General features: G+C 74.6%; 18 protein-coding genes. 7 read left to right on the top strand and 11 right to left on the bottom strand.

The genetic code is table 11. The features are described 5' to 3' along the window. Positions 1 to 7 precede the first annotated feature (7 nt). The 8 genes from ACIQ87_RS00495 to ACIQ87_RS00460 all read right to left on the bottom strand — a co-directional run bounded on the left by ACIQ87_RS00495 (position 8) and on the right by ACIQ87_RS00460 (position 12,777). A complete protein-coding gene (locus ACIQ87_RS00495; RefSeq protein WP_402399339.1) occupies positions 8 to 4,762 on the bottom strand; it encodes an amino acid adenylation domain-containing protein in 4,755 nt (1,584 codons plus the stop codon). A 126-nt stretch (positions 4,763 to 4,888) separates the two neighbouring features. Then, complete coding sequence (locus tag ACIQ87_RS00490) at positions 4,889 to 6,151, bottom strand: glutamate synthase-related protein (protein WP_402399336.1); 1,263 nt, start codon at positions 6,149 to 6,151, stop codon at positions 4,889 to 4,891. Beyond that, positions 6,148 to 7,140: an asparagine synthetase A gene (locus tag ACIQ87_RS00485; RefSeq protein ID WP_402399333.1), complete on the bottom strand. Its 993-nt coding sequence runs from the start codon at positions 7,138 to 7,140 to the stop codon at positions 6,148 to 6,150. The genes ACIQ87_RS00490 and ACIQ87_RS00485 overlap by 4 nt, the downstream gene beginning before the upstream one ends. 111 nt (positions 7,141 to 7,251) lie before the next feature. After that, positions 7,252 to 8,598: a methylaspartate mutase gene (locus ACIQ87_RS00480; protein WP_402399331.1), complete on the bottom strand. Its 1,347-nt coding sequence runs from the start codon at positions 8,596 to 8,598 to the stop codon at positions 7,252 to 7,254. Further along, the gene (locus ACIQ87_RS00475) at positions 8,595 to 9,062 is read right to left on the bottom strand and encodes a cobalamin B12-binding domain-containing protein (RefSeq protein WP_402399328.1); all 468 of its coding nucleotides are present in this window, start codon (positions 9,060 to 9,062) and stop codon (positions 8,595 to 8,597) included. Before ACIQ87_RS00475 ends, ACIQ87_RS00480 begins: the two co-directional genes overlap by 4 nt. Positions 9,063 to 9,286: 224 nt before the next feature. Further along, positions 9,287 to 10,552 carry a helix-turn-helix domain-containing protein gene (locus tag ACIQ87_RS00470; protein WP_402399325.1) on the bottom strand — a complete coding sequence of 422 codons (1,266 nt, stop codon included), beginning with the start codon at positions 10,550 to 10,552 and terminating at the stop codon, positions 9,287 to 9,289. 411 nt (positions 10,553 to 10,963) lie between these two features. Further along, positions 10,964 to 11,398, bottom strand: coding sequence for a hypothetical protein (locus ACIQ87_RS00465; RefSeq protein WP_402399322.1), 435 nt, complete (start codon positions 11,396 to 11,398; stop codon positions 10,964 to 10,966). Positions 11,399 to 11,565: 167 nt separating this feature from the next. Next, positions 11,566 to 12,777, bottom strand: a complete 1,212-nt coding sequence (locus ACIQ87_RS00460; protein WP_402399319.1) for a hypothetical protein — start codon at positions 12,775 to 12,777, stop codon at positions 11,566 to 11,568. A 401-nt stretch (positions 12,778 to 13,178) separates the two neighbouring features. On the opposite strand from ACIQ87_RS00460, the gene ACIQ87_RS00455 reads away from it, so the two are divergent. Beyond that, on the top strand, positions 13,179 to 13,679 hold the full coding sequence (locus tag ACIQ87_RS00455; protein WP_402399316.1) for a DUF6325 family protein: 501 nt from the start codon (positions 13,179 to 13,181) through the stop codon (positions 13,677 to 13,679). A 23-nt stretch (positions 13,680 to 13,702) separates the two neighbouring features. Further along, entirely contained in the window at positions 13,703 to 13,990 is a 288-nt protein-coding gene (locus ACIQ87_RS00450; RefSeq protein WP_402399313.1) for an SHOCT domain-containing protein, read from the top strand. A gap of 39 nt (positions 13,991 to 14,029) precedes the next feature. On the opposite strand, the gene ACIQ87_RS00445 is transcribed toward ACIQ87_RS00450, so the two are convergent. Beyond that, on the bottom strand, positions 14,030 to 14,551 hold the full coding sequence (locus ACIQ87_RS00445) for a hypothetical protein (RefSeq protein WP_402399310.1): 522 nt from the start codon (positions 14,549 to 14,551) through the stop codon (positions 14,030 to 14,032). Between the two features lie 284 nt (positions 14,552 to 14,835). Here ACIQ87_RS00445 and ACIQ87_RS00440 point away from each other — a divergent pair, with 284 nt between their 5' ends. Continuing rightward, positions 14,836 to 15,189, top strand: a complete 354-nt coding sequence (locus ACIQ87_RS00440) for a hypothetical protein (RefSeq protein WP_402399308.1) — start codon at positions 14,836 to 14,838, stop codon at positions 15,187 to 15,189. Further along, on the top strand, positions 15,186 to 16,478 hold the full coding sequence (locus ACIQ87_RS00435; RefSeq protein ID WP_402399305.1) for a DUF2252 domain-containing protein: 1,293 nt from the start codon (positions 15,186 to 15,188) through the stop codon (positions 16,476 to 16,478). Before ACIQ87_RS00440 ends, ACIQ87_RS00435 begins: the two co-directional genes overlap by 4 nt. Positions 16,479 to 16,505: 27 nt before the next feature. Here the strand turns inward: ACIQ87_RS00435 and ACIQ87_RS00430 are convergent, their stop codons facing one another. Beyond that, positions 16,506 to 18,104 (bottom strand): MFS transporter, encoded by a 1,599-nt coding sequence (locus tag ACIQ87_RS00430; RefSeq protein WP_402399302.1) that lies wholly within the window; start codon positions 18,102 to 18,104, stop codon positions 16,506 to 16,508. A gap of 217 nt (positions 18,105 to 18,321) precedes the next feature. Between ACIQ87_RS00430 and ACIQ87_RS00425 the strand changes: the two genes are divergently transcribed. Next, on the top strand, positions 18,322 to 19,212 hold the full coding sequence (locus ACIQ87_RS00425; protein WP_402399299.1) for a ribonuclease BN: 891 nt from the start codon (positions 18,322 to 18,324) through the stop codon (positions 19,210 to 19,212). A gap of 137 nt (positions 19,213 to 19,349) precedes the next feature. Next, positions 19,350 to 22,073, top strand: a complete 2,724-nt coding sequence (locus ACIQ87_RS00420) for a LuxR C-terminal-related transcriptional regulator (RefSeq protein ID WP_402399296.1) — start codon at positions 19,350 to 19,352, stop codon at positions 22,071 to 22,073. A gap of 31 nt (positions 22,074 to 22,104) precedes the next feature. Here ACIQ87_RS00420 and ACIQ87_RS00415 read toward each other — a convergent pair whose 3' ends face one another. Next, complete coding sequence (locus ACIQ87_RS00415) at positions 22,105 to 22,998, bottom strand: hypothetical protein (protein WP_402399293.1); 894 nt, start codon at positions 22,996 to 22,998, stop codon at positions 22,105 to 22,107. A 214-nt stretch (positions 22,999 to 23,212) separates the two neighbouring features. Here ACIQ87_RS00415 and ACIQ87_RS00410 point away from each other — a divergent pair, with 214 nt between their 5' ends. Then, positions 23,213 to 23,608: an SHOCT domain-containing protein gene (locus ACIQ87_RS00410; RefSeq protein WP_402399290.1), complete on the top strand. Its 396-nt coding sequence runs from the start codon at positions 23,213 to 23,215 to the stop codon at positions 23,606 to 23,608. Positions 23,609 to 23,612 lie beyond the last annotated feature (4 nt).

Here is a 23,612-nt window from a genome sequence, read left to right as displayed (position 1 = left end):
CGGGCCGTCACCGGGCGGCCAGCCGTTCGGCGATGGCGCTCACGGTCCGGGCCCGGAAGACCAGTTGCGGGGGGACGCGGCTGCCGGTCTCCCGGGACAGCCGCATCGCGACCCGGACGGCGGCCAGCGAGTTGCCGCCGATCCGGAAGAAGTTGTCCTCGCGGCCGACCTCGGCGAGGTCGAGCACCTCGCGCATCGCGTCGGCGACCAGCCGTTCGGCCTCGGTCAGCGGGTCGGCGGCGGTGGCGCGGCGTCCGGCGGGGGCGGGCAGCGCCTTGCGGTCCACCTTGCCGTTGTGGTTGAGCGGCAGGGCGTCCAGGACGTCGAGGGTCGCGGGCACCATGTGCTCGGGCAGCAGGCCGGCCAGGTGGTCGAGCAGGGCGTCCGGCTCGGGGGCGTCCGGGCCGACGGTGACGTAGGCGGCGAGCCGGCGGTCGCCCGGGGCGGGCTCGTGGACGGCGACGGCGGCCTCCCGGACGGCCGGGTGGCGGGTGAGCGCGTCCTCGACCTCGCCGGGCTCGACCCGGAAGCCCCGGATCTTGATCTGGTCGTCGATCCGGCCGGTGACCTCCAGCAGGCCCTCGGCGTTGACGTAGCCGAGGTCCCCGGTGCGGTAGAGGCGCTCGCCGGGGGCGCCGTACGGGGAGGCGACAAAGCGCTCGGCGGTCAGAGCGGGCCGGCCGAGGTAGCCGTAGGCGAGGCCGCCGCCGGTGGCGTACAGCTCGCCGGTCACGCCGGGCTCGACGGGGAGCAGCCGCTCGTCCAGGACGAGGACGCCCTTGCCGTTGAGGGCGACGCCGATCGGCACGGAGCTGCCGGTGACGTCCTCGGGGCCGACCCGGTGGCAGGTGGTCAGGCCGAGGCTCTCGACCGGGCCGTAGCCGTTGGCGACGGCCAGTTCCGGGTAGGCCTCCAGGGCCTTGGCGACGTGGGTGACGGAGGCCCGCTCGCCGGCGGTGATGGCGAGCTTCAGACCGTCGTAGGTCTCCGGGAAGTCCTCCAGCAGGAAGTTGAACAGGCTGGCGGAGAGCTGGAGTTGGGTGACGCCGTGGCGGCGGGTCAGCTCGGCGATGGTCTGCGGGTCCGGCCGCTGGCCGGGCTGCAGGACGCAGGCGCCGCCGAAGCAGAGCGCGCCGTACAGCTCCAGGGCGAAGGCGTCCCAGGAGACCGGCGAGCACTGCAGCCAGACCTCGTCCGGGCCGAAGCGGGCGTAGTCCTGGCCGAGGTAGGTGGTGGTGAGGGCGCGGTGCGGGACGGCGGCGCCCTTGGGGCGGCCGGTGGAGCCGGAGGTGAACATCACGCAGGCGAGGTCGCCGCCGTCGACCGGCAGGCCGAGGTCGTGCGCCGCGTGGCCGGCCAGTTCGGCGGCCGAGGCGTCCAGGTCGACGAGGCGCTCGACGGGGAAGGGCACGGTGGCCCGCCGGTGGGTGACCACCGTCGAGGCGCCGGTGTCGGCGACGGCGCCGGCCAGCCGCTCGGCCGGGAAGTCCGGGTCGAGCAGGGTGTAGGCGGCGCCGGTCTTGAGGGCCGCCAGCAGGGCGACGACCATCTCGGGACCGCGCTCGGCCAGCACCGCGACGGTGTCGCCGCGGCCGGTGCCGAGGCCCGTCAGGTGGCGGGCGAGCCGGTTCGCGGCGGCGTTCAACTCGCCGTAGCTCACGGTCCGTTCGCCGGAGACCAGGGCGACGGCCGCCGGGTTCCGGGCGGCCCTCGCCTCGAACAGGGCGTGCACCGGCACCTCGACGGCGGCGGCCAGGGTGCCCAGCCACTCCTCGCACAGCCCGGCCATGGTGGCGGGCTCGAAGAGGTCGCTGTCGTACTCGAAGCGGCCGGTGAAGCCGGTGCCGAGGTCGTCCACCGAGACGGACAGGTCGAAACGGGAGACCGGGTTGGAGTGCAGGGCCCGGGTGACCGCGTGCCCGCCGACCGTGAACGGCCTCGGGTCCAGCGGGTGCAGCTCCAGCAGCACCTGGCAGAGCGGGTTGCGGTCCTCGGGGCGCTCGTCGAGCACGGCGTTCGCGATGTCGTCGAAGGGCACCTCCTGGTGCCGGTAGCCGCCGATCGACACCTCGCGCACGTGCCGGACCAGCTCGCGGAAGGAGGCGCCCTCCTCCAGCTTCAGCCGCAGCGGCAGCAGGTTGACGAAATAGCCGATCAGTCCGTCGAGTTCGGCCCGGCCGCGGACGTTCACCGGGGAGCCGAGCACCAGGTCGCGCTGCCCGGTCCGGCGGTGCAGGGTGAGCGCCAGCCCGGCCAGCAGCACCATGAACGGGGTGGCGTCCTCGCTGCGGGCGAGCGCCCGGACGGCCTCGGAGACCGGGCCCGGCATGGCGAAGCGGTGGAAGGCGCCGCGGAAGGCCTGCTCCTCGGGGCGGGGGTGGTCCGGCGCCAGCGCGGGATCGGTCGGGGCGTCGCGCAACCGCTCGCGCCAGTAGTCGAGTTGCTCTTCCACGGTGTCGTCCCGGTACTGCCAGGCGGCGTAGTCCCCGTACTGGACGGCGAGCTCCGGCAGCCCGGCCGGGCGCCCCTCGGCCGACGCGGCGTACAGCTCCTGGAGTTCGGCCTCCAGCACCGCCAGCGAGCCCTCGTCCCAGACGATGTGGTGGAGGGCCAGCAGCAGCGTGGTCGCCCCGCCGGCCCGGAACACCCGGGCCCGCACCAGCGGCCCCCGCTCCAGGTCGAAGGGCTCCAGCGCGGCCTCGGCAACGAGCGCGTCCACCTGCTCGGCGGTGGTCTCGGTGAGCGTGAACGGCAGCTCCACGGACGGGTGGACGACCTGGCGCGGACCGTCCTCGGCGAGCTCGAAGGTCGTCCGCAGGCTCTCGTGCCGCTCGACCACGGCGGCCAGCGCCCGCCGCAGCAGCTCGGGGTCGACCGGGCCGGAGAAGCGGAACACCCAGGGCACCACGTAGGTCGGCGCGTCCGGGTTCCACTGGTCGAGGAACCACAGGCCGCGCTGGAACTTGGACAGCGGGGCCTCGGTGGCGCCGCTCCTGGTCAGCGCCGGACGCTCGCCGCCGGACGCGGAGGTCACCGCGGCGGCGAACTCGGCCAGCGTCGGCGCGTCGAAGATGGTGTACGGCGACACCATGCCGAAGACGTCGAAGACCCGGCCCACCACCCGGACGGCGGTCAGCGAATCGCCGCCCAGGTGGAAGAAGTTGTCGTCGGCGCCGACCTCCGGCACCCCGAGCACGTCCGCCCAGACCGCGGCGATCAGCTGCTCGGCGGGGGTGCGCGGCGGGCGGCCGACCGGCTTGCCCTCCGGCGCGGCCTGCGGCTCGGGCAGCGCCCCGCGGTCCACCTTGCCGCCGGCCGTCAGCGGGAAGGCCTCCAGCGCGGTGACCGTCGCCGGGACCATGTGCTCGGGCAGCCGCTCGGCCAGCCAGGCGCGGGCCTCGGCGTACCCCGGCGCGGCACCGGTGACGTACGCGGCCAGCCGGCCCTCGTGGGCGACCACCACGCAGCCGGTGACGCCGGGGTGACCGGCCAGCACCTGCTCGATCTCGCCGGGCTCGACCCGGAAGCCGCGGATCTTCACCTGGTGGTCGCTGCGGCCGAGGAACTCCAGCGGGCCGTCCTCGGCGGTGCGGCGCACCAGGTCTCCGGTGCGGTACATCCGGGCGCCGGGGGTGCCGTCCGCCGGCGCGAACGGGTCGGCGACGAAGCGGCCGGCGGTGAGGCCGGGGCGGCCGAGGTAGCCGGAGGCCAACAGCGGCCCGCCGACGTAGAGTTCGCCGGTCTCGCCGGGCTCCACCGGGCGCAGCCGCTCGTCCAGGACGTGGAGCCGGCGCCCGCCGACCGCGGTGCCGATCGGCACCCGGGCGGCCGGCTGCTCCGGCCGCGCCGGTTCGCCGTCGAGCCGGTGGGTGGTGGCGGTGACCACGGTCTCGGTCGGACCGTACGCGTTCAGCAGCGGCACCCCGGTGGCCGACCACCAGGCCGCGGCGGTGGCGGGCTCCAGCTTGTCGCTGCCGGAGACCATCAGCCGCAGGGTGCGCGGCACCCGGCCGCCGAGGGCCGCCACCACGTCCTGGAAGTAGCCCGCGGCCAGGTTGGCGACGGTGACGCCCTCGGCGTCCAGCAGGTCCAGCAGCGCGGCCGGGGCCAGGAGTCGCCGCTCCGGCAGGACCAGGCAGGCCCCGGCGGACAGCGTGCCGAGCACCTGCTCCACCGCCACGTCCACGGTCGGGCGGGCGAACTGCAGCACCACGTCCCGCTCGGTCAGGCCGAAGGCCCCGACGATGCCGGTCAGGTGGCCGGTGAGTGCGGCGAGCGGGACGTGCACGCCCTTGGGGCGGCCGGTGGTGCCCGAGGTGTAGATGACGTAGCCGGCGCCCGCGTTCCCGCCCGGGCCCGTGCCGAGCTCGGTGAGCTCCTCGCCGTCGAGGGCGAGGCAGGCCCCGGCGTCCTCGGTGATCCACCGGTTGCGCTCCTCGGGGGCCTCCCGGTCCAGCGGCAGGTAGGTGGCACCCGCCCGCAGCACCGCCAGCAGCGCCACCACGTGGTCCAGCCGGTCGCGTCCGGTGACGGCGACCGTCCGCCCGGGGGCGATCCGGGCGGCGAGGGCGGCGGTCAGGCCGTCCAGCTCCCGGTAGCTGATGCTCCGGCCGGCGGCCCGGACGGCCGGCCGTTCCGGGAAGCGGGCGACGGCGGCGGCGAACGGCGCGAAACCGGACGGCGCGAAACCGGACGGTGCGAGTTCGGGCTCCGGGAATTCGGTTGCCGGGAATTCGACGGGAAAACCGCGCGAGGACATCATCCAACCCCAGATCGTGAGAGAAATCGGCGACGAAAGCGACGATAGGGGGAATTCGACGGCCCTATCGGCAGAACGAGCGGAAGGAAATCGGCAGTTTCATCATGCCGCTTCCCGAGCAGGCCAGGGCTACCGGCCGGAGGCGGTGAAGGAATTCCCGGGGGACCAGACGTCGTCCCGGCCCAGGGCCTCGGGAGAGTACTTCCCGAGCGAACTGATCAGCAGCCGGAGCTCCAGCGCCAGGCATTCCGCGAAGCGGCGGAGCCCGGATTCCCGGTCCTCGGCGACGGCGAGCAGCGCCGCCCGCCCGAGGCCCACCGCGCGGGCCCCCAGCGCCAGGCTCTTGACCGCCCGGGCGCCTTCCCAGATCCGCCCGGAGACCAGCAGGGAGGGCGGCGGAGCGTCCGCCAGCCGGCGCAGGCACTCCGCGAGCGGCAGACCGACATGCGGCAGGAACACCCCCGGCGCCCAGCCGGTGCCGCCCTCCGCGCCGTCCACCACGACGGCGTCCGCTCCGGCCTCGTGCGCCACCCGGGCGGCCTCGGCCACGTCCCGGCCGGGGTAGAGCTTCACCCAGATCCGCACCCGCGGGTAGTTGTTGCGCATCAGCCGGATCTGCTGGCGCAGGATCTCGGCGGTGAAGGTGCCCGGGGTCGCGGCGCGCAGCACCCGGCCGTCACCGAACAGCGGGTCGAGACCGAAGCGGTCGCCGAGCGCGGCGGCGGCGTCCGCGTCCAGCACGGTCATTCCGCCGAGGCCCGGCTTGGCGCCCTGGCCGACCTTCAACTCGAAGGCCAGCCGCCCGGATTCGAGCAGCGGCAGGGCCGCCGGATCGCTGTGGACGAGGTTCCACACCTCGGCGTCGGCGTCCTCGGTGCTCTGCTGGACGGCCACGCCGCCGAGCCCGTCCGGCAGTTCCTCGGCGTAGGCGCGCAGCCGGCCGAGCAGGGTGCGGTCGGCGGCCTCGCCGAGCCGGCCGTAGCCGTTGACCGGCACCACGTTCTCGCCGATCACCATCGGGATCCCGAGCGCCCCGGCCTGCCGGCTCAGGGCCAGCCCGAGATCGCCGCCGGCCGCCCGGGTGGAGCCGGTCGCGGAGACGTACACCGGCAGCGCCGAGGCGAACCCGCCGATGACGGTGGCGAGTTCGACGTCCCGGTAGTCGGGCTCGCGGCCGAGGTCGATCAGCTTGGCGAGCCGCTGCGGCAGGAACAGCGGCGGGACGATCCGCAGGGCGTCCAGGGCGTCGGCGGGCGCCGCCTCCCCGGGCCCGCCGGCCCCGAACAGCACGTGCCCGTACTCCTCGGCGGGCGGGAACGCCGCAGACGCGCCGGCGCGGGCCCGACGCCGGACCTCCTCCTCCGGGAAACCCGGTGCGCTCAGATCGCTCACGGTGACACGACCCCCGCGAGCTTCGGGAACGCGCTGGCCTGCCAGACGGCGTCCAGCCCCGCGACGTACCGGGTGAGCCGCTCGACTCCGATGCCGAAGCCCGCGCTGGCCGGTACGCCCTCGCGCACCAGGTCCAGGTACCAGCGGTACTTCTGCGGGTTCTCGCCGGTCTCCCGCATCCGGGTGATGATCTCCGCGTAGTCGTTGGTCCGCTGGCTGCCGCTGCACAGCTCGCCGTAGCCCTCGGGCGCGAGCAGGTCGAAGTTCCGCAGCAGGCCAGGGTCCTGAGGGTGCTCGCGGTCGTAGAAGCCGCGCGAGCCCTTCGGGTAGTCGGTGACGAAGAACGGCCGGTCACGCCGGGCGGACAGCAACGCCTCGCCCTCCCAGTCGAGTTCGGCCTCCGCGCTCTGCGGGTGTCCGATCCCGCGCAGTTCGGCGACCGCCTCGGCGTGCCGGATCCGGCCGAAGGAGCCCTTCAGGAGTTCGGCGAACGCCTGCGGGTCCCGGCCGAGTTCGGCGAACTCCTTGGGCAGTTCGCGCAGCACGCCGTCGACCATGTGCACCACCAGGTCCTCGGCCAGCTGGACGACATCGTCCCGGCTCGCGCCGGCGACCTCCACGTCCAGCTGGTGGAACTCGGCCAGGTGCCGGCTCGTCCCGGCGGTCTCCAGCGGCTCCAGCCGGACGTTCGGGGCGATGCAGAAGATCTTGTCGAAGGCGAGCAGCGAGGCCTGCTTGTACAGGATCGCGCTGGTCATCAGCTTGTAGCGGTGGCCGTAGTAGTCGATGTCCACCTGCTTGGAGCCGCGCGCGCCGGGGTCGGTGACCGGACCGATGATCGGCGGCAGCAGCTCGGTGAAGCCCCGGCCGCGCAGGAACTCGCGGGCGGAGGTGAGCAGTTGCTGCTGGATCCGGAGCGCGCTGCGGGTGGCCGGTGCGGTCAGGTGGCAGCCCGGATCGGTCGGGGGCAGGGGCGTGGCGTCGGCCATGGCCGGGGTCCTCTTCTCTCGGGGAGTGTCCGTGGTCGTTCGGCGTGAAGTGGTGTCGGGCATACGGTGGTTCGACGTGGAGCAGCGGCGCCGCGGGCCCGGTCGGACGGGTCAGCGCGCCGCGGGCAGGCCCCGGGCCGCGGACGCGGACGCCGCCGCGGCCGCGTACTCGGCCCTGCCGTCGTAGCCGCGCTGGACGTGGGAGAGGGCGGCCAGCAGCCCGGCCGAGCCGAGGATCGGCGTACGGCCGCGCTCGCCGAGCCCCGCGATCGGCATCGAGCCGACCGCGGACCAGTGCAGCCGCCCGTCCGGTCCCAGCGAGCTGCGCGTACGCCCGGCGTTGTCGGGGTGGAGGCAGTACGGCACGTCCAGGTAGCCGGCCGCGAACGCCCGCACCAGGGCGCGCCCGACGTCGGCGTCGAGGTCGAGCACCGCCCCGATCAGCGCCCTGGCCTCGGCCTCGATCCCGGTGTCCGGTGGCGCGGCGGGCCTCGGGCGGGCACGCTCCGCCGTGGCGGCCGCGGCGGCCGCCTCCAGCGCCCGGACGTTCTCGGCGACGGTCGGGATCCGGTGCGCCTCGGCCGTGGTCTTGACGATCAGCCGGGCCGCGCCGCCGCGCACCGAGAGCCGCGCCGCGTCCTCCAGCAGCAGCCGCGCGCCGCCGGGCGAGCGCGGGTACACGCCCATGTACGCGTACACCACGAGGTGCCAGTCGACGTCCGCGAGCAGCTCCCCCGCGATCCGGCCGAGCGCGGCGAGCGCCTCCTCGTCCTGGCGGGCGTTGGCCTGCTGGGCGTAGCTGAGCGAGATGCTGCGCAGCCCGTGCGCCCGGAAGAACAGCGCCTCCAGCACGCTGACGGCGATCAGCAGCGAGGGCGGGCAGAGCTGGCCCATCAGGCAGCCGCCGAACGTCTCCAGGTGCGGCTCGGCGCCGAACTCCCACGTGGACGCCAGGAGTTCACAGCTCGTGCGCCAGCGGGCGACCGACTCGTGGAGCGGGGTGCGGCCGTACGGCAGACAGTAGGAGACCGGCCCGCCCTCGCTGGCGTCCAGGCCGGCCGCCAGCAGGGCATGGAAGATCCGCTCCGGGGCGGCCGAGCCGTGCCGGACCTGCACCGGGAAGCCCGCGTCCGCCACCCCGCGCAGCACCTCCCGGGTGACGTCGACCGGGTGGGTGACGATCGGGTAGCCGTTGAGGCCCGCCCCGGCGGCCAGGGCGCGCCTTGCGGCGGCGAGGTCGCCGGTGCGGGTGTAGCTGTCCAGGGTGATGGTGCCGACGGTGACGGCGGCCGCGTCCCGGGTGGCCAGCAGGCCCTCCCGCATCCGGGCCGCGTCTGCCATGCCCATCCGCGGCTGGACCACCAGGGCGCCAGCCTCGGCGGCCTGCGCCACGAAGGCGCCGAAGCCCGCCCGGCCCGGGCCCGTCTCCGCAGGGCCGAGCGCTGACAACCCCGTCACAGCAGCACCCCGGGGCCTGTCTCCAGACTCGCCCTGGAGCGCAGCCCGGCGACGAACTCGCGGAACCCGGCCACCGCCGCGCCCTCCTCGAAGACCGCGTCGAAGCCGGCCGCCAGCAACTCCCGCTCGCGGTCCGGGTCGTCGGCTCCGGCGATGCCGAGCTTGCCGCCGATGACGGTCGGGGTGCGCCGCAGTTCCGGGCAGGCGCGGAGGGCCTCGATCACCCGCAGGCCCTCCTGGTGGCCGTGCCCGTTGACGCTGCTGATCACGATCAGGTCCGGTTCGATCCGGCGGCATTCGGAGAGCAGCAGCGCGTCCGGGACGCAGGCGCCCAGATTCGTCACCCGGTGGCCCGTCTCCTCCAGCAGGACCTGGAGGAACACCAGGTTCCAGGTGTGCGAATCCGAGGCGGTCGTCGTCACGACGACGGCCAGACCGTTCTGTTCGGCGTTCCCGTGCTCCACAACTCAGCCCTCATCGGTAGAGATCGTCGATGGCGTTCCGGCGCGCTCCTCGCGGTGGTCCGGCCCCACGGAGAACGCTAGGAACGATCGGGCCGGGCAAGCGGCAGCTCCTGCGGCATTAAGCGGCAGAATCGGCGCGGTGGGCGGAATCGGCGGATGCGGCGGCCTGCCGACGCGTCGCGGTCGGCCCGCGACGGCCGGCCCGCGACGGCGGCCCCCGACGGTCAGCCCGCGACGGCCAGCAGCGGGACGTCCCCGCCCGCCCCGATCCGGACCCTCGGCTCCTCCCGGACGAGGCGCCGGCACAGGTTGAGCACCGTGAAGCGCACGCCGTCCCGGGCGGGCACGCTGCGGATCAGCCCGCGCGACAGCAGTTCGTGCACCGTGGCGAGGCAGGTCTGCAGCGCCCAGCCGCTGCGGACCACCGCGTCCTCCCCCGACCAGTCCCCCGGTTCGTCCACCAGCACCTCCAGCAGCGCCCACTGACGGTCAGTCAGGCAGAGGATCGCGGGCTCCAACTCGTCCCGCAGGTCACCGCGCGCGCCGAACACCACCGGCGGCGCGGCCAGGGTGAACGGGACGGCCCCCAGCCGGTCCACCAGCTGGGCGGTGGACTGCACCAGCGCCCACCCCGCCGCCCGCTCCAACGCGCCCGGCAGGCCGTCGAGGTGGCGGCAGAGCTCCGCGACGGCGGGTGCCTCGGAGCGCTCCAGGGTGTAGCCGGGGCGCAGCCGGCACAGGTGCGAGAGCAGCAGCCGGACGGCTCCGACCTGCGCCAACGCCTCCGGCTCGGCGTCGAGTTCGGGGGCCGGGACGGGCAGCGGCGCGAGCGGGATGACCTGGCCGCCGGGCAGCGGCCTGGCCTGCCGGGCGGTGATCAGCACCCGCAGTCCGGGGCAGTGGTGGAACAGCCCGTCCAGCTGCCCGGCGTCCACCCCGCCGTCGGCGCCGTCCAGGACCAGCAGGGCGGGCCGGTCGCCGATGTCGCGGACGAGGTCGTCCAGCGGCGCGCGCCAGGGGTGCGGGCCGCCGCCGCAGTCCACCCAGCGCACCGACCAGCGAACGGCCAGGTGCAGCCGGCGGGCGACCTCCAGGGCGAGCCGGGTCTTGCCCACCCCGCCGAGGCCCACCAGCGAGACCAGCCGGTCGCCGTGTACGGCGAAGGCGTCGGCCAGCACCTCGGCCTCCATCTCCCGGCCGACGATCGCCCCGCGCGCCACCGGCGGGGCGGCCGGCGCGGCCGCCGGCTCGTCCGCGAGCGGGTGCCGGCGGGCGGCCTCCTCGAAGTCGGCCCGGCTGCGGCCCTCCAGCCGCAGCGCGTCCGCCAGCAGCCGGACGGTCTCGTTGCGGGGCCTGCGCACCCGGCCGCTCTCCATGTCCCGGATCGCCCGCACGCTCAGGGTCGCGTGGTCGGCCAGGCACTGCTGGGTCAGCCCGATCCGCTCGCGCCGTAGCCGCAGCAGCTCGCCGAAGACCGTCGCCGTTCTCACCGCTTGCACCGACTGCCCGCCGTCCATGCCTCGTCTGCCCTTCGTGGTCCGGACTCCTCCTGGCGTCGGGACCGGTGGCGGCATCAGCGCCGGGTGCCCGTCCGGCCCGTGGTCCGGCCGTACGGGCCCCGTGTCCAGGCTGCGCCTCCGACACCGGCTCCCTTCGGTTCCCGATGCTGCAGGCTCGCCGTCTACGCCCGATCAACGGCCGATCACCGGCCCCACCCACGACCTTCACCCGGGCCTCACAGTCCGGTTCCGTACGTCCGACGCCGCGCCGGCGGCCCGGTCACCCGGCGGGCAACGCGGCGGGCACCCGGCGGGCAGGCGACCGGCACAACGGCGGCCCGGACCCCGGCGGGTGCCGGGATCCGGGCCGGGCGCGCGGTCAGCGCCAGGCGTCCCGCGAGGTCACTCGGCCGCCTTCTTGAGGCCGCCGACGCACAGCGCCCAGATGACCAGGGCGTCGATCCCGATCAGGATCGCGGCCCACGCCGGGTAGTACGGCAGCCAGAGGAAGTTGGCGATGATGCCCAGCGAGGCGACGGCCACACCGAAGATGCGGGCCCACAGGGCGCCGCTGAAGACCGCGATGCCCGCCACCATGATGAGGACACCGATGATCAGGTGGATCCACCCCCACCCCGCGCTGTTCAGCGAGTACACGTAGTTGCGGGTGACGACGACCAGGTCGTCCTTGGCGATCGCGGAGATCCCCTCCATGATCGCCATGAGACCGCCGGTGATCAGCATGACCCCGGCGAAGATGGTCCATCCGGACGCATAGGGATGCCGCTGGGGCTGGGGGATCTGACTGCTGCCGACTCCACTGACGCTGCTGGTCATGACAGTGACTCCTTCGATGGCAACCGCCTCGCGGGCCGCGGTGGGCGGGAGGGTGGAACAGAAGTCCTACGTTCACGTTAGAACCGGATCCCGGTCCTGTCGTTCGCACGGATCCGGCCGCGGCCGCGGAGCGTGACCGCCGCCCCGTACGACCACGTGGGGTTCCCTCAGTCCTCGTCCCGCGGATTCCCGGCCCCGACCCGCCCGGAGGCGGCGAGCAGCGCCAGCACGGCGAGGACGGCGAGGAGCACGAGGGCGAGCAGCAGCACGGTCAGCACCGTCGGGTGGTTCCAGAGGGCGAACACCAGGGCGACGATCAGCAGCGCCGCGAGGACGAGCCAGCGGCGGTGGGCGTCGGTCCAGGTACCGGCCCGCCCGGTGTGCACGCCGTGCGCGCCGCTCCACCGGGCGACCGAGTCCGCGGTGTGGTCCGCCCGGCCTCGCACGGCGCGCGGCAGGCGGCCCGCCCCGGAGAGGTACGCGCCGAGCGCCACCACCACGCCCAGCACGATCGCGGTGCGCAGACTGACCCGTAGGAACCTCACCAGCGTGTCGAAGATCGCGGCCGCGGCGTCCGGGGACTGGACGGTGGGCGGCAGGTGGTCGAGGTAGTAGTGCCGGGCGACCACCAGGGCGATCGCCACCAGCAGACTGGCCCCGGCCGCTCCGAGCGCCGTGGCCACCAGGGCGCGGCGCCGACGCCGCGCCAGCAGGACGCCGACCAGGCCGAGCAGCACGGTGAGCACCGGCAGCCAGTTGCCCAGCACGTCCAGCGCGTGCGCGGCGCCGCGGGCCTTGGCCAGCTCGTCGGACTGGAACAGCACCATCTGCTTGTGCACTTCCGGGATCTTCTCGGCCGGGGTGAGCCCCGCGGCCACCAGATCCTGCTTCAGCTGGTCCACGGCCTTGCCGACGTCGAGGGTGACCGTGCCGTCGGTGACCCCGACGGCGCCGCGGCCGTGTCCGGTCAGGGCGTGGACCACGGCCGTGTGGGCGGCGCGGTTCGCCTCGGTCCAGACGGTGTCGAAGGCGTCGCTGCGCACCACCCTGGTCGCCGCCGCGGTGACCACCTGGTCCACCGCGTCGTCGATCTTGGGCCCCAGCGACTTGACGGCGGACGCGGCCCGGGGCGGCAGCCCCTGCGACTGCAGCCAGGCGGCCAGGTCGGAGGCGACCTCCGGGCCGTTCACCTTCACGTCCACCGCCTCGGTGATCCGGTGGACCGCGGCGTCCTGGACCGCGGTGTTCCTCGCCAGCGGCGCGACCGTGCTGACGTACCGGTCGGTGTCCAGCGCGATGTCGTGCACCCAGACGGTGAGCAGCGAGACCGGCACCAGGATGCAGGTCAGCGTGATCAGCACGGCCGACACGGTGCTCATCACGATCCGGCCCGCCCGGGAGGAGTGCCCGTGCCCCGCGGGGGCGCTGCCGCCACCTGTCGGCGGCCCGTCGCCCGGCGGGGGCCCGCCCGCCGGAGGCCCGGACGGCTGGAGCCCGCCCTGCGGCGGCTCGGACGGCTGGGGCCCGGACGGCTGGGGTTCACTCGGTCCGTTCAACAGCTCTCCCGGCACTCGTCGCGCGGCCATGGCACCGCTGGACACCATTCACGCCGCAAGGGCCCCCGCGCGGCACGCCGGGCTGGGCCGCCCGGACGAGGGGGCACCGGGCCGTTCCTCACCCCGGGCAGGTGATCCGCCGGCATGACGCCGCCCCCTAGCGTCGGAAGCAGCGCCTCGCCCGACGGGCCGGACGAGGGACCCACGTGGAAGGGAGCACCGCCATGACCGAGGACGACCTCGCCGAAACCGGACCGATCGACTACCTGGTGGTCGAGTTCCCCGGCAACCGGATGACAGGAGAAGCGCTCCCGCTGCTGATCGACCTGGTGGACCGGGGCCTGATCCGCATCCTGGACTTCGCGTTCGTGCGCAAGGACACCGACGGCACCGTCGCGGGCATGGAGATCGCCGACTTCGACGGTGACGGCCGGCTGGACCTGGCCGTCTTCGAGGGCGTCGGATCGGGCCTGCTCGACGAGGACGACCTGAGCGAGGCCGCCGGGGTCATCGAGCCCGGCAACTCGGCCGGCGTGCTCATCTACGAGAACACCTGGGCCGCGCCGTTCGCCGCGGCCCTGCGCCGGAGCGGCGCCCAGGTGGTCGCCAGCGGCCGGGTGCCGATGCAGGAGCTGATGCAGTCCCTGGACGCGCTGGACGGCACCGAGGGGGACGGGAACGACGCATCGGACGGCTCCGGCTCCGGAACGTCCGCCACCGGGTGAACCCGCCGAGAGGAGAACGAACCATGCCAGGTCTGCTGCGCGGTGTCGCGCGCACCGCCGTCGTCGCCGGCACGGCGACCGCCGTGTCCAACCGGGTGTCCCGTCGTCAGGCGGGCCGCTGGGCCCAACAGGACGTGGTGGCCGAGCCCGCGCCGCCCCCGCCGCCTCCGCCCCAGGCTCCTGCCGCGCCCGCCCCGGCGGGCATGGACCAGAAGCTCGCCCAGCTGCAGCAGTTGGCGCAGCTGCGGGACCAGGGCGTCCTCACCGAGGAGGAGTTCAGCGCGCAGAAGCAGCGACTCCTCGCCACATAGCACCGTCGGCTCACCGGCGGATCACCCGCCACGGGTGATTCAGTGCCCCACCGCGACCTTGGCCGCCACGATCACCAGGCCCAGCAGCAGGTTGACCGCCGCCTCGGCGGCGATCTGGCCCGGCGAGGCGCCCGCCCGGCGGGCGCCCAGCGCCGCCCAGGTCACCTGCTGCGCCACGGCGACACCGAGGGCGAGCCAGGCGTTCTCCCCCGCCCCCAGCCACGGGCTGACCAGCACCGCCAGGGCGGGCAGCGCCGACGCCTCGACGAGCGGCCACTCGTGCCGGCCCACCTCGCGCACCTGGCGCCGGGTGACCTGACGGCCGGCCTCGCGCTCCCCGGCCACGCGCGCGTACACGTGGGCGGCCCAGAACACCAACCCGGTGATCACCAGCAGCAGGATGAGCGACAGCCTGGGGTGCGGCTCGTTGAGGCCGGAGGCCGCGATCACGGAGGCGGCGAGCATCGAGCCGTACACCGCGCCGGCGTAGTCGGTCCGGGTCCGGATGGCGACCGGAGCCGGTTCGCCCGGGGCAGGGGTACGACTGCGCGAGGTGGTCACGACGCCTGCTCCCGTCATCCCCTCGAACACGTCCGACGGGTCCCACGACCGATGGGTCCCACGTCCGACGGGTCCCACGTCCGGTGGGCCCGTTGCCGCCATCATCGCCCGCGTTCCGGGTTCCGGCGCGTCCACGCGGTCACCCACGTCGGGTGATCCGGAGCCCGGCGGGCGCTCGTAGCGTGGCCGGACGCAAGGTGCTGGTGCCACGGGCGCCGGCCCTCAGGAGGGCAGTCCCCCCACCCCGGCAACCCCGTCACCCACCCCGCAAGGAGGCGAGAGCGGTGCTCGGCATCCACCACCAGGCAGCACATTCCACCAGCGCGGCCAAACCCGACGAGCTCGGACGAGTCGGCTGGATCGTCCTCGGGTCCTCGCTGTTCCTCGCCGGCGCCGTCGCGCACGCGCTGTCCGGCCTCATCGCGATCGCCAGGGAGATCCTGCGCCCCGCGCCGCAGCGCACACCCGCACCGGTCCGCCCCGTGCGCCCGGGCGACCTCAGCGTCAACGAGAAGGACGGATGGATCCTCATCAGCATCCTGCTCGTCCTGTCCGGCACGGTGGCCCACGCCCTCTCACACATCATCGGGACCATCAGGGAGGTCACCCACGCGAGGTACCGGCAGGTCCGGTCATGACGTCGGCACCGCCCGGGACGGCCGCCGAGTCGGAGTCGACGGGGCGCCAGGCCCGCCGCACCGTGCCGCGTTCGGAGCACGGGAACTGGGCCCCCGCACCGGACCGCGCCGACCCCGTCGGCATCCTGGAGGCGCAGGCCGCCACCCGCGTCCCCGAACTGGTGCCGATCCGCTACGGCCGGATGGCGGCCTCCCGGTTCGCCTTCCTGCGCGGCGCCCCCGCCATCATGGCCGCGGACCTCGCCGCAGGCCCGCACACCGGCCTCACCGTCCAGCTCTGCGGGGACGCGCACCTGTGCAACTTCGGACTCTTCGCCTCGCCGGAGCGCGCCCTGCTCTTCGACCTCAACGACTTCGACGAGACCCTGCCCGGCCCCTTCGAATGGGACGTCAAACGCCTGGCCGCCAGCATCGCCGTGGCCGCGCGCGACAACGGGCAGCCCGACGAGTCCGCCCGGGCGGTGGCGCTCACGTCCGCCCGCGCGTACCGGACCTCCATGCGACGGCTCGCCGGCCTCGGTGAACTCGACGTCTGGTACCAACGCGTGGACACCGCCGACCTGTTACCGCTGATCGAGGAGACGAAGTACGGCAAGCGCATCCGGACCACCCTGGCGAAGGCACGCGGGCGCACCAGCCTGCACGCGCTGGCCAAGCTCACCGAGCCGGGACCGGACGGCGAACCCCGGATCATCAGCGACCCGCCGCTCCTGGAACCGATGGACCGCGAGGAGCTGCCGCGCCTGCGGCAGATCCTGCTGGACTACCGGGACACCCTCGCGGAGGAGCGGGCAGCGCTGCTCGACCGCTTCGATCTGGTCGACGCGGCCCGCAAGGTGGTCGGCGTGGGGAGCGTGGGCACCCGGTGCCACATCGGGCTCTTCCTCGGACGCGCCGGCGGCGAACCGCTGTTCCTCCAGGTGAAGGAGGCCGAACGGTCCGTCCTGGAGCCGTACCTGGCGCCCAGCCTCCACCGGCACCAGGGTCGACGCGTGGTCGCCGGGCAACGCCGCCTCCAGGCCGTCGGCGACATCTTCCTCGGCTGGGCCACCGGCCCCGGCGGCCGCGAGTTCTACTGGCGCCAGCTGCGCGACATGAAGGGCTCCGCCGTCGTCGACGGCATGCCCGTGGACCTGCTGGACCGGTACGCCGAGCTGTGCGGCAGCACCCTCGCGCACGGGCACGCGCGCACCGGGGACCGCATCGCCGTCGCGGCGTACCTCGGCTCCGGCGACGTCTTCGACCGCGCCATCGACAGCGGCCGGATCAGCGCCCGGCCCGGCGTGTGAGCCGACCCCGACGGAAGCGGGACGGCCCTACGCCGGGCCCGCCCCTCCGGCTGGCGCCTGCCCGCCCGACGCGCGCCGGGCGGGCAGGTGGCCGGTGAAGGCGAAGCAGGCGAGCGTGATCGCGGCGGCCGCCAGCAGCGACACCTTGAGGCCGCCGAGCTGGGCCGCGCTGTAGGAGTCGACGATGGCGGTCGCCTCCGCGGGCGGGACGGTGGTCCCCGCGAGCGCGGTGGCGAGCTGGTCCGCGGGCACGAAGGTGACGCCCGCCTCGATCCTGATCCCGGCCTGCTGCTTCACCGCGTCGGAGATCTCCGGGTGCCCGGCGACGGTGTTGCCGAAGGCCACCGTCAACGAGCCGATCAGGATGGCGCCGATCAGCGCGGTGCCCAGTGACGAGCCGAGGTTCTGCGCGGTGTACTGCAACCCGCCGACCTCACTGCGGTCCTCCTCCCCGACGCTCGACTGCACCACGTTGCCCAGTTGCGAGGCGAGCAGCCCCATGCCGATCCCCAGGGCGGCCATCGCCAGCGCGAACGACAGGTCGTCGAGCGTCGGTTCGACGGTGCCGACCAGCCACAGGGAGGAGGCGAACAGCACCAGCAGCCCGGTCCGCACCACCGTTCTCGGCGACGCCAACCGGGTGAGCAGCGGGCCTGACATCGAGGCGGCGAGCATCGTGACCGACACCGGCAGCAGCCGCAGACCGGTCTGGAAGGCGTTCTGCCCCTGCACCGCCTGGAGGTAGAGCGGGATGACGAAGAACAGCCCGAGGAGGATCAGGTTCTGGCTGAAGAGCATCAGCAGGCCGGAGCGCAGCGGCGGGATGCCGAACAGCGCGAACCTGACCAGCGGATGCTCCTGGCGCAGCTCCCACGACCGGAACAGCACCAGGAGCACCCCGCCGAGCGCGACGGCGAAGAGCGTCGGCGAGTACCCGAGGACGGTGAACGGCGGATTGCGCGGCTGGAGCCAGCCCCAGGAACTGCTCTGCAGCACGGCCACCACCACCAGCCCCAGCCCGGCCGCCGACAGCAGCACCCCGACCAGGTCGATCCGCGCGTGGTGCTCCGGTGCCGGCTGCCGCTCGATCCAGCGCAGCAGGAACAGGATGACGACGACCAGGACGACCTCGCCGGCGAAGACCAGCCGCCAGGTCAGGTAGGTGGTCAGCCATCCGCCGAGCAGCGGCCCCACGGCGATGCCCGCCCCGGCCAGGCCCCCGATGACGCCGTAGGCGGTCGCGCGGTCCCGTCCCCGGTAGGCGCCGGCCACCAGGGCGGCCAGTGCCGGAAGGACCAGCGCCGCGCCCAGCCCCTCGATCACCGACCAACCGAGCGCCAGCAGCCCCAGGGTGGGCGCCACCGCCGTGATCGCCGACCCCACCGCGTAGACCACCAGCCCGACCTTGAACATCCGGCGGCGACCGAACATGTCGCCGAGTTTGCCGCCGGTGATCATGAACGCCGCCATCACCAGCGTGTAGAGGGTGATCACCGCCTGGATCGCGGTGACCTCGGTGTCGAAGTCCTCGACCAGCTGGCTGATGGACACGTTCATCACCGACGCGTCGAGCACCATCAGGAACTGCGCCATGCCCAGGACGATCAGCGCTCTCCATCGGTTCACCGTGACTCCTCGTGCTCACCGGCCCACGCGGTTCGTACGTGCCTGCCTCGTAGCCTCGTACGCCCGCGGCCGGGGCGCCCGTCCAGAGCGGTCACCGCGTTGCGCCGAACGGCGGACCGCCCGAGGTGCCGCACGGCGTCCCGTCGCCCAGTCTTGGACGGAATCCGCAGCAGCGGACCGGGAACGCGGCAGGGGCATCGACCGGAGGGAGCGCGGCGTGGCGCAGCAGCCTGGTCAGCCCCGCCGAACCGACTGGATCCGCGGCAGGACCGCCTGGCTGAAAGGGCGGACGGCCACCCTGCGCGACGCCCCGTTCCCGCGCCGGCTCGCGGCCCAGCTGATCCACATCCACGTCCTGGACACCGCCACCCGCCTCGCCGCCCAGACGTTCCTGACCGCCATCCCGGTGCTGTTCGTGCTGGCCGCCTTCATGCCCCGGGTGGTGCGCAACAGCGTCTCCGATTCGCTGCGCACCGTCCTGGGCCTCCAGGGCGCCTCGCTCGACGAGATCACGGGGGCGCTCAACCCCAGCGGCGCGGAGTCCACCACCGACACGTTCGGCGGCGTCGGGATCCTGGTGACCCTGCTCGCGGCCACCACGTGCAGCCGCATCCTGCAGCGCCTGTGCGAGCGGAGCTGGCACCTGCCCCACCTGGCGGGGCGCCTGGCGGCGTGGCGGTGGCTCGCCTGGCTCCTGATGTGGCTGACCGCCCTGATCCTCCAGGGCCAGATCCGCTCCGGGCTGGGGACGGGCGCGGCCATCGGGGCCGTGCTCTACCTGATCACGGCCACCCTGCTCTGGTGGTGGACCCAGCACCTGCTGCTCGGCGGCCGGATCCCCTGGCCCCCGCTGCTGCCGGGGGCGGTGCTGACCGCTGCCGCGCTGACGGTGCTCGCCTGGGCGTCACGGCTGTACGTCCCCCGCTCGCTGAACCGCAGCATCACCCAGTTCGGCCCGCTCGGCCTGGTCTTCACCCTGCTCAGCTGGCTCATCGTGGTGTTCACGGCCGTCACGCTCTGCATCGGCATCGGGTACGTGGTGGCGAGCCAGGGACGGCTGGCCCGGCTGCTGGGAACCCCGACACCGAACCCGGAGGACGAGGACTGAGGCCGCCGCGGCCGCGGCCGGCGGGGCGCCCCGCCCGTGCGCCGAGGCCGCCTTTGCCAGCCCGGACGGTGTCGGACAGGATGGGGATTGTCAGCGATCCGCGCTCACCATGCGCCATCCCCTCTGAGGTGAGCACCATGCCCCTCAGCCCAGCCGCCGGTCCCCCCGTCCGCCCGGCGGACGCACCTCGACGCGGCTCCGCGAGGCCGGCCCGGATACCCGGGGGCGATCCGGTGCTCGCGGCCCGCTTCGCCGTCCCCCCGATCCCGGTCACCTTCGTACACAGACCGCGACTGGTCGAGCGTCTCGGCGACGGCCCGGGGACGTCCCTGCTGCTGGTGAACGCCCCGGCGGGAGCCGGAAAGACCCTGCTCGTCGCCGACTGGCTGGCCACGACGCGGCTGCGCGGCTCGGCGGTCTGGCTCACCGTGGAGCGGGAGGACAACGCGCCGGGCGTCTTCTGGGCCTACCTGCTGGAAGCCGTCCGGCACCACGGCGTCGCGCTGCCCGACGACATCGGCTGCCCCGCCCGGGCTTCCGAGGTCGACCACTCGCTGCTGGCCCGGCTGGCCGCCCACCTGAGCCGCCGCGAGGATCCCGTGGTCCTCGTCCTCGACGAGTTCGAACACGTGTCGTCCGCCGAGGTGGCCTCCGGACTCCACTTCCTGCTCGGCCACGCGGGCCCGGGCCTGCGGCTCGTCCTGATCAGCCGCACGGAGCCGAGCCTGCCGCTGCACCGCTACCGCGCCTCCGGCAACACCACCGAGATCCGGGCCGCCGACCTGGCCTTCCGCCCCCGGGAGACCGCCGCGCTGCTGCGCCGGCACGGCCTGGACCTCTCTGCCGGGACGATCCGGTCGCTGACCGAGCGGACCGGCGGCTGGGCCGCCGGCCTGCGGCTGTCCGCGCTGGCCGCCCAGGGCGCCGCCGACCCGGAGGCGTACCTGAAGGAGTTCGAGGCCTGCCGCAGCACGGTCGCGGACTTCCTGCTCGCCGAGGTCCTCGACACCCAGCCCGCCGAGGCCCAGGACCTCCTGCTGCGCACGAGCGTCCTGGAACGGGTCCACCCCGATCTGGCCGACGCGCTGACCGGCCGGCCGGACGGGGCGCGGATCCTCGCCGACCTCGCGCGCGCCGACACCTTCGTCGAGGCGCTCGGCCACGGCTGGTACCGCTGCCACCCGCTGTTCGCCGAGATCCTGCGCGTCCACCTCGCGGCGCGCAGCCCGGGGCTGGAACGGGCGCTGCACCGCAGGGCCGCCCGCTGGCTGATCGCGGCCGGGCACCTGACGGACGGGCTGGTGCACGCCGCCGCGGCCGGCGACTGGGAGTTCGCCGCGACACAGGTCGTCGACCAGCTGACCATCGGACGGCTGTTCACCGGCCGCGGCGCGGACCGGCTCGACCGGCTGTTCGCCGACATGGCGCCCGACGCCCGGGGGCCCGCCCCGGAGCTGGTCCGGGCGGCACGCGACCTCGCCCGCCACGACGTGGACCGCGGGCTCGAACACCTCCGGCGCGCCGAGGCGCTGCTCTCCGCACGCGACGGCGAGGACGCCCCGGCGGCGGCCCTGCTCAGCCTCGCCCACCTGCGGGTGCTGGCGGGCCGGCTGCTCGGTTCGGCCGACATGGCCCGGACCGCCGCCGCCGAGGCCGCCCGGTGGGAGGAGGACCTCCCGGCGGGGCTGCTGCGGCAGCACCCCGAGCTTCCCGCGCTCCGGCTCACCGATCTCGGCTCCGCGCTGCTCTGGAAGGGGAGCCTCGACGCCGCCGAGACGGCGCTGTCCGCCGCCGCGGCCACCGACGGCGCCACCACGGCCTGTCCGCGCCAGGAGTCGCTCACCCGGCTGGCCCTGATCGACCTGCTCCGGGGCAGGCCGGGGCGGGCGGAGGTCCGCCTGCGGAAGGCGGAGGCCGAGGCCGAACGCGCCGGTCTGCCACCGGACTCCCGCACCGGGGCCGGCCAGCTCGTGCTGGCCGCGCTCGCCGTCGACCGCGACGACCTGCCCGCGGCGCGGGCGGCGATCGACCTGGCCACCGGATCGGACGCGGCCGACCACGACCCGGCCGTCGCCGCGGGGATCGCGATCGTCCGGGCGAGGACGCTGTTGGCCGAGGGCCGTACCCGTGCGGCCCTCGACCTCCTCGACGGGCTGGAGCACGGCGGCCCCGCCGCCGGACCGCCGCCGCCCTGGGTGCGGGAGGGCGTGGCCGTGGCCCTCTGCACCGGTCACCTCGCCGAGGGGGACCCGGCCGCCGCCCTCCGGGCACTGGAGCGCAGCGGCGCGGACGGACCGGAGTGCGCCGTCGCCGCCGCCCGGGCGCGGCTCGCCGCCGGGGAGAGCCGACACGCCCTGCGGATCCTGGACGCGATCCCGGAGCACGACGGTCACGGGCCCGCGGTCACGGCACGGGTCCTGCTGGCCCGGTCCCAGGCGGCCCTCGCCCTCGGCGACGAGGCCGCGGCCCAGCGCCTGCTCGCCCGCGCCCTCACCGTCGCCCGGCCGGAGCGGCTGCGCCGGCCGTTCCGGGACGCCGGGCCGTGGCTGGCGCGGCTGCTGCGCTCCCGGCCCGAGCTGGTGGACTCCCACGGCTGGCTGCCCCCCGACCTCCTGCGCGGCCCCACGGGCGAGGCGGCCGAGGACACCGCCACGGCGGACGATCCGGTCGAGCCGCTGAGCGACCGCGAACTGGACGTGCTGAGACTGGCCGCGCAGATGCTGTCCACCGACGAGATCGCCGCCGAGCTGATCCTCTCCGTGAACACCGTCAAGACACACCTCAAGAGCATCAACCGGAAGCTGTCCGTCACCGGGCGCAACCGGGCCGTGCGGCGGGCGCGGGCGCTGCACCTGCTCTGACCCCCGCGGCCGCTCTGGCCCCCGCGGCCGCTCAGACCCCGGCCGCCCGCCGGGACCGGCGGGCGCGCAGCCAGCGCCATCCGACGGTCAGGGCACCCATCCCGAGCAGCACCAGGAACATCGCGAGCCAGGTGTTCCCGACGACCCGGGCCCCGGTGAGCAGCACGATCAGCACCGCGCCCACGGTCGCCAGGACCGCCAGCACGGTCCGCAGCACCACGAGGAGCACGCCCGGGCGCAGGATCGACGAGGCCCTCCCCGCCTGGGCGGCCGCGCGCCCCTCCAGCCCGTACCGGAGCAGGGCCCGGTCGGCGAGCTCGCCGGTGGCGCGGCGGTACATCACGCCGCACGCGGGCACCCACACGAAGGGGATCACGGTTCCGACGAGCAGCAGCGCGCCCAGCCCGGCCCAGCCGAGCCACTTGCGGACCACCGAGCGCTCCGGGTCGTCGGGGGTCAGCAGGCCGATCAGGTACGCCTGGCGGCGGACGACGGCCGGCCAGGAGGCCTTCTCCCGGCCGTCGGCCGGGGTCCGCGACGCCTTCCGGAGGGCCTCGTGCGCCTGCGCCGGCGCCGGATGGACCCCCTGCACCACCAGCACCTCCGCCGCCGCGTCGGGACCGCAGGGGTCGCGGCCGGACAAGGCCGCGAGTTCCAGCACCATGCGCAGCTGGGCGAGCAACGCGGCGACGAAGGCGACCGGGAGCAGGAGGATGAACGGACCGCCGAGGAAGGAGCCCTCGACCACGGTGCGGCGCACCCCGCGGTCGATGATCTGCCCGGCGGGATCCGGCCCGGCGGCCCCCGCCCGTTCCGCCCGTTCCGCGTCGCCGCCCGCCCGCTCGGGGTCGCGCAGCGCCGCGGCCGTCTCGGCCGCCTGGGGCCCCAGGTAGTCGACCACGAAGGCCGCCAGTCGCTCGGGCATGTACGCGGGATCCGCCCGGAGCGTCCTCAGCAGTCGTCCCACCACGCCGGGTTGTCGCCGCGCACTCTCCGATCCGCCCATCAGCCGCAGAATAACCCCGCCGCCACGCGGCCGCCCGGGGCCGTCTCACCCGCTCCGGGTGAGGCGGGGACGGGCCCGCGGCGCGTACCTGGAAGTCGGGATTCTTCACGAAATCGATGTCAGGAGGCCCGCGGTGGACTACCCGCTGCTCGACATCTTCTTCACGACCATGTGGATCTTCCTGTGGATCATGTGGTTCTTCCTGCTGTTCCGCGTCTTCGGGGACCTCTTCCGCGACGACACGGTGAGCGGCTGGGGCAAGGCCGGCTGGTGCGTGTTCCTGATCCTCCTGCCCTTCCTCGGCGTGTTCGTGTACCTCATCGCGAGGGGCAAGGGGATGGGCAGGCGCGAAGCCCAGCGGGCGGCCGACACGGAACAGGAGTTCCGCGCCTACATCCGGCAGACGGCCGCCGACACCACGGCGCCCTCCTCCCACGTCGACGATCTGGCACGCCTCGCGGAGCTCAAGAACAACGGCGACATCACCGAGGACGAGTACCAGCGCGCCAAGGCGAAGGTGCTCACCTGACCCG

The organism is Kitasatospora sp. NPDC096204 (genome assembly GCF_044763205.1).
Taxonomy (GTDB): Bacteria; Actinomycetota; Actinomycetes; order Streptomycetales; family Streptomycetaceae; genus Kitasatospora.
Note: the sequence above shows the minus strand (reverse complement) of the source record. Positions and strands in the feature narration are given on the sequence as shown.